Origin of the sequence: Commensalibacter sp. Nvir, assembly GCF_963921845.1 — a bacterium.
Taxonomy (GTDB): Bacteria; Pseudomonadota; Alphaproteobacteria; order Acetobacterales; family Acetobacteraceae; genus Commensalibacter.
On the sequence record NZ_CAWUGZ010000133.1, the window covers coordinates 1 to 4,415 of the forward strand.

Annotated in this window: 13 protein-coding genes; 5 read left to right on the forward strand and 8 right to left on the reverse strand. The window is 33.7% G+C overall.

The genetic code is table 11. From position 1 onward, the window contains the following. Nucleotides 1-14: 14 nt before the first annotated feature. From AABE15_RS08410 to AABE15_RS08430, 5 genes are read right to left on the reverse strand one after another with little or no spacing between them, the layout of a single operon-like run. The gene (locus AABE15_RS08410; protein WP_338330849.1) at nucleotides 15-344 is read right to left on the reverse strand and encodes a hypothetical protein; all 330 of its coding nucleotides are present in this window, start codon (nucleotides 342-344) and stop codon (nucleotides 15-17) included. Further along, nucleotides 298-501 (reverse strand): hypothetical protein, encoded by a 204-nt coding sequence (locus AABE15_RS08415; protein ID WP_338330850.1) that lies wholly within the window; start codon nucleotides 499-501, stop codon nucleotides 298-300. Before AABE15_RS08415 ends, AABE15_RS08410 begins: the two co-directional genes overlap by 47 nt. Continuing rightward, nucleotides 482-691, reverse strand: a complete 210-nt coding sequence (locus AABE15_RS08420; protein WP_338330851.1) for a hypothetical protein — start codon at nucleotides 689-691, stop codon at nucleotides 482-484. The genes AABE15_RS08415 and AABE15_RS08420 overlap by 20 nt, the downstream gene beginning before the upstream one ends. After that, nucleotides 673-924 carry a hypothetical protein gene (locus AABE15_RS08425; protein WP_338330852.1) on the reverse strand — a complete coding sequence of 84 codons (252 nt, stop codon included), beginning with the start codon at nucleotides 922-924 and terminating at the stop codon, nucleotides 673-675. Before AABE15_RS08425 ends, AABE15_RS08420 begins: the two co-directional genes overlap by 19 nt. Nucleotides 925-949: 25 nt before the next feature. Then, nucleotides 950-1,072, reverse strand: a complete 123-nt coding sequence (locus AABE15_RS08430) for a hypothetical protein (protein ID WP_338330853.1) — start codon at nucleotides 1,070-1,072, stop codon at nucleotides 950-952. A 60-nt stretch (nucleotides 1,073-1,132) separates the two neighbouring features. Here AABE15_RS08430 and AABE15_RS08435 point away from each other — a divergent pair, with 60 nt between their 5' ends. Further along, complete coding sequence (locus tag AABE15_RS08435; RefSeq protein WP_338330854.1) at nucleotides 1,133-1,471, forward strand: hypothetical protein; 339 nt, start codon at nucleotides 1,133-1,135, stop codon at nucleotides 1,469-1,471. On the opposite strand, the gene AABE15_RS08440 is transcribed toward AABE15_RS08435, so the two are convergent. After that, nucleotides 1,455-1,733: a hypothetical protein gene (locus tag AABE15_RS08440; protein WP_338330855.1), complete on the reverse strand. Its 279-nt coding sequence runs from the start codon at nucleotides 1,731-1,733 to the stop codon at nucleotides 1,455-1,457. The two genes, AABE15_RS08435 and AABE15_RS08440, sit on opposite strands and share 17 nt — an antisense overlap. Beyond that, a complete protein-coding gene (locus AABE15_RS09275; protein ID WP_408870270.1) occupies nucleotides 1,721-1,927 on the reverse strand; it encodes a transcriptional regulator in 207 nt (68 codons plus the stop codon). Before AABE15_RS09275 ends, AABE15_RS08440 begins: the two co-directional genes overlap by 13 nt. Nucleotides 1,928-2,019: 92 nt before the next feature. On the opposite strand from AABE15_RS09275, the gene AABE15_RS08445 reads away from it, so the two are divergent. Together AABE15_RS08445 and AABE15_RS08450 are read left to right on the forward strand one after the other, a co-directional pair. Then, nucleotides 2,020-2,337 (forward strand): helix-turn-helix transcriptional regulator, encoded by a 318-nt coding sequence (locus tag AABE15_RS08445; protein WP_338330856.1) that lies wholly within the window; start codon nucleotides 2,020-2,022, stop codon nucleotides 2,335-2,337. A 40-nt stretch (nucleotides 2,338-2,377) separates the two neighbouring features. Beyond that, nucleotides 2,378-2,647 (forward strand): hypothetical protein, encoded by a 270-nt coding sequence (locus AABE15_RS08450; protein ID WP_338330857.1) that lies wholly within the window; start codon nucleotides 2,378-2,380, stop codon nucleotides 2,645-2,647. Here AABE15_RS08450 and AABE15_RS08455 read toward each other — a convergent pair. Continuing rightward, entirely contained in the window at nucleotides 2,640-3,026 is a 387-nt protein-coding gene (locus tag AABE15_RS08455; RefSeq protein WP_338330858.1) for a hypothetical protein, read from the reverse strand. The two genes, AABE15_RS08450 and AABE15_RS08455, sit on opposite strands and share 8 nt — an antisense overlap. A gap of 263 nt (nucleotides 3,027-3,289) precedes the next feature. Here AABE15_RS08455 and AABE15_RS08460 point away from each other — a divergent pair, with 263 nt between their 5' ends. Then, on the forward strand, nucleotides 3,290-3,937 hold the full coding sequence (locus tag AABE15_RS08460; RefSeq protein WP_338330859.1) for a hypothetical protein: 648 nt from the start codon (nucleotides 3,290-3,292) through the stop codon (nucleotides 3,935-3,937). A gap of 139 nt (nucleotides 3,938-4,076) precedes the next feature. Next, nucleotides 4,077-4,379: a helix-turn-helix transcriptional regulator gene (locus tag AABE15_RS08465; protein ID WP_338330860.1), complete on the forward strand. Its 303-nt coding sequence runs from the start codon at nucleotides 4,077-4,079 to the stop codon at nucleotides 4,377-4,379. Nucleotides 4,380-4,415 lie beyond the last annotated feature (36 nt).

A 4,415-nucleotide genomic window follows, 5' to 3' on the forward strand; every position in this document is an offset into this window, starting at 1 on the left:
CACTTAAACTTATTTTAGGCATGAGAATGTCCTCCTGCGCTGTGTACACAGCGCTCGGTTGTTAGTGTGATAATATTGTTGGTTTTTTCTAAAATGTTTTTACTAATGAGTTCGTCGAATGCATCGTTGATTTGATCGACATTCAACTCAGTTAATTCAACAAACTGTTGAAAAGTGATCTGGTACCAGTAAGATTCTTCAGGATTTTTCTTAGAAAAGAAAATGTGACTATTAATGGTTAATAAGACTTCTTTAGCCGCTAAAGAAAGATTTTGAGAACAAACGACTTCCCAGTCGCTAAAGCGTATCTTTACAACAGGCTGATTTTTTTCTAGAGTAGCCATTGCTCACTCCTTTTAAAATTGGGCCGTTGTGAGGGGCTACGGTCTGCAAACTTTGACCCTCACAACGATTTAAAACCTTTACAAAACGACTAAATTGAACTTCAATCCACGGTCGTCTCTTTGTAATTTTTGTTTTTTTATTTTGCCTTTTGATCATTGAGTTGATTCCTTAACTTTGTGTTTTCACTGATCAATTGATCTTTCACTCGGGCGAAGCGTTCGAAGCACTGCCATAAGGTCCCTTTACAAAGAGAAAAGGAGACAAAACCTAATCGCAACTCAATAAACTCTTTCCCTTTATCCCATCCAAATCCACGCCAAGACACAGTTATAATTGCTGTAAACATTTTCTTGTTTCTCTAATTTTTTCTAAAATTTCTTTTTCTAATTCAGGGCAATCCGCCATGAGGACAATTAAATCCTGCATCCTCGGAGCGTTCTTGCCATATAACCAATTTTTAAATGTCACCATGGACCACCCACGCTTTACCGCGACTTTCTTTGCCACATTACGCACATCACCATACCGTTTTTGTATATGACGTTGCGTCATTTCAACGCACACTTCGTTCGTGATCATGGTAAAAATTTTACCCTTTTTTTGACTAAAACTTTTCAATCCATTCCTCCATATTAATAATCGCGAGGGATTTATTAATATGAAGTAAGGAAGCTTGAATGCGATGGATTACAACGTTATTATTTTCTAAAGATTTATCTGTATTCATGCTTTCCCCTTTCCTCTCAATATTGTGAAAAAAAAGGGCAGAGTATGAAGGGAAAGGAGCTTGATCCCCTTTCCCATTTACTCCATGATCATTTTACCTAACACACACAATCATGGAGAAACTGTTATGAAAATCGATAAAAACTATGCATTTGAAATCCTTAAAAAACTAGAATTACATTTTCCAAAGTCGATCAATCTAAAAGTCCCCAATGGAATGTTTGGAAATAATCCAAGATTAACAGATGAAGATCGAAATAAAATAGATGCACATATAGAATATCTTGTTGATGAAGAACTTATACGTATCAGCTCTGGATCATATAAACTAACAAGCAAAGCAATAAACCTTTTAACGGATGGGACAGATATGGAAACATGGATTAAAAAACATCAATAGTATTCACAAAATAGGTGAGCTGCTCCTCTGGAGGGTTTTCAGAAAAATCTACAGCTTCATAAATGGCTTGATTATTAAAAAAAGATTTTCTTTGGAAACGAACAAAAAGTGATTTTCCTATTAATATATTTCCCCAAATAGTTTCCTCAGAATCATTAAAATTATTTTGCTTTCTGAAATCAACCACAACTATCAACTTTGAAGGTTCATTATATTTCGCGGAATCTATAAACACTTTATTGGCAACTATCACTTCACACATCCGTTCTTCCTTTTCTCTTCACAAAATATGTCTGGTCGCAATTCCTCACGAGGTATGCCCGTGATCCTCTCAACCGCTAACAGGCGTTTGACTGGTACGGTTTTCCATTTACGTACGGCAGCATGAGTAATTCCTAATGATTTACTCAACCTGAAACAACCACCAGCTTTTTGAATAATCTCTTTGACTTGCATGTTTTATTGTTACTTATGGTATCAATGAAAGTCAATAAAATTGTTTAAAAAAGAAACAACGGGTTTGAAAAAAAAACACTAATAATTTATTTATGGAAACAGCATTTAAAATCAAGCAGATTCGTGAAAAACATAAGTTAACTCAAGAAGAGTTCGCTCATATTATTGGACGCTCTCGCTCTTTAATCGCAGCATGGGAACGCGGTATAAAAGAACCAGGGAGAGAAGCTTTGAAAAAAATATCTGCTCAATTTAATGTTTCCATCGAATATATAATCGATAAAGAAAAGAATACGATTTCTACATTGGCCAAAGGAATTGAAGAAGTTACTCTGATTGAACTATTCAGGGATGCTGATGAAACCACACAACAATCAATATTACATTTGCTGTCTAATAAAAAAAAATAAAGCAATAAACCAAAAAATTAAATAACCCAAGGAGAACATTATGAATGAAATTATTGATCAAAAACTTCTAAATAAAATACTTAACATTTTTAAAGAGCATATCGATGATGAACCTGATGAAGAACATGGAGGTTTTTACCTATGGAAATATATGGATGAGAATAAAAAGAATGTGCGTCACCTTTTATATTTAGTCAACGAAGGATTCTGTAAAGTTTTGTATCAAAAAAGTAGTGAGGGAAATATTTATTTTGCAGCCCCAATGAAGCTAACCAATAAAGGAATACATTACCTTTCAAACATCAAGTAAAGTCTAATTTTAAACAACGGGAATCTGACAAAGGATAACAGGCATTATTCATTATGTCTTCTGTAACCTCAGATTCCCTAGATATCTTAGTAGCCCTATAAATAGCATTTCCAAGAATATACGTTTCAATTTCGAAAAAAACATACATGGGCATACCAAAGTCAAATACTACCCAAAATGAGCTCCCATTAAATCTGTCGATTGGGATGCTCGCGGACAACATACCACCTTTGTGGTTTTTTTTACCGCCTAGGCTTTTAGATTTTCCTAAAAAGCCATTCTCCTTTTTATGAAATTCAACATCAACCCACATATTTTTTATAAAAATTGACTTTCCAGTTTCCCAATTACATTTAAACGTCTTTTTTTCAATATCCATAACTTTATCCTTTTTAAACCGCAATCTTCGTAACTTTATATCATATCTTTAAAATAATGTTACCTAAAAAAACATTTTTCTTGATTTATAATGATACCTAAAGTAACAATACTCTCATAACACACGTTATGGGAGTTTTTGCTTTTAGGCTCCCAACTTAGAAAGGAGTTTATTATGAAATACGAATCACAAAAAAATACGTTACCTTTTACAGACTAACGTAAAACAAACATCCTATCATCTCAAAACCACCAAGGCATCAAATGATGTGCAAACCAGAAAAAGAGATCACTCAAGCAAATTTGATTGACGTGGGAGAGGTTCCCGAAAACGGTCTAAGATTATGGTCAGCGCGACTTGTATATGAAAACGCTCTAAAAGAACATGAACGATTAGATACGGCTTTACAACGTTTAAAAACAAGAGCAAGCAATTTACTCGGATGGACAATGACTTCAATGTCCATATTAATTAGCGCTTTTTCTCTCCAAGGTCGATATCATTTTTTCTTATTATTAATGTTACCTTCCCTTCTCTTAACAAGCTTTTTATGTGTTCGAGTATTACAGAGTACAGTGTTTTATGGTTACACAGTCTCCGATACTAAAATGGATGAACTGCAAAATACACTTGGAAGCGAATTAGAAATTATTGAACATTTAACCTTAGATATTAATGAATTGAATGACACAAACGCTGTAGCTTTGAAAAACGTTAGAAACTATATGCAATGGTCGTGGATAGCCTTTCTCAGCACTCCCACTCTAGGGCTAATTTTACTTATTTTTGGGAGTTTTTACAAACAAATTGATAATATTTGGGTTAGCCGGTTTTCTAGAAGTAATGATTTAGACACAAAATTAGATAAAGGTTTGGAAGAAAATTCCATCCCCTTACAGGGAAGACCATGACAATGGCCACAGCCTTAAATATTTAAATGTCAATGAACTTTATTATGTGTATAGTTATCGCATAATGCGAAATATAAGTCAATATTTAAATAACGCATAATGCTAATTAATTTTCGCATAAATATACTTTAATAGGAGTATGAAAATAGGAAATAATTTTAAAGCATATCGAAAAAGTAAAGGGATTGGACAAGCGATGATGGCTGAAATTGCCGGAGCGTCCATCACTTCAATTAGCGATTGGGAAAGAGGGCGTAATAACCCAGAATTGTCTAAACTAATTAAAGTTGCTGAATACTTTAATGATTCACTAGATAGTATTGTTTTCTTTAATAAGAATCAGGCTTCTACCCCTTCAAGGGAAGAGCGGCAATTAATCGAAAAGTTTAGAAATTCCCCTCAAAATATTCAACAGTCTATAAGGATCATGCTTAATATATAAATATATTTAACATTATCCATAATAATAGTATTGACT